This is a genomic window from Aeromonas aquatilis, from assembly GCF_054052405.1.
In genome coordinates, this window is sequence record NZ_JBSTYP010000189.1 from 1 (window position 1) to 369 (window position 369).

The following is a 369-nucleotide window of genomic DNA, read 5'->3' on the forward strand; positions in this document are numbered from 1 at the left end:
CGACCCAACCACTGTCGTCCACCGGGAACAGGTAAGCGGCCTGCACGTAGTAGATTTCAACCAACGTCCAGCGCTGGCGGGCAATGGTGTTGCCGTGACCATCGCCATAGGTGCCGATAGTTCGCCACTCATAGCGGGTTTTCGGAATGCCACCCTGGCCATCGGGTTGGATCACGATCTGGCCGCTGCTGTAGTTGACACTGCCCCGCTCTACCCCCGCCGCATCCAGCAGCTTGCCCGCGCCATTATCGCGGACACTGATAATTGGATCGGGATGGGCGATCACCAGTTCGGTGTCGTCCTTCACCTCCTCATAAAGGGCATTCCAGCGTACTGATACCATCCTGGGGGTCAGGTTTTGCTTAGCCA

1 protein-coding gene is annotated in these 369 nt (G+C 58.8%); it reads right to left on the reverse strand.

Translation table 11 applies throughout. From position 1 onward, the window contains the following. A partial coding sequence (locus ACW5W8_RS23955; protein ID WP_498630909.1) for a hypothetical protein occupies window positions 1–343 on the reverse strand: 343 nt, incomplete at its 3' end. Window positions 344–369 lie beyond the last annotated feature (26 nt).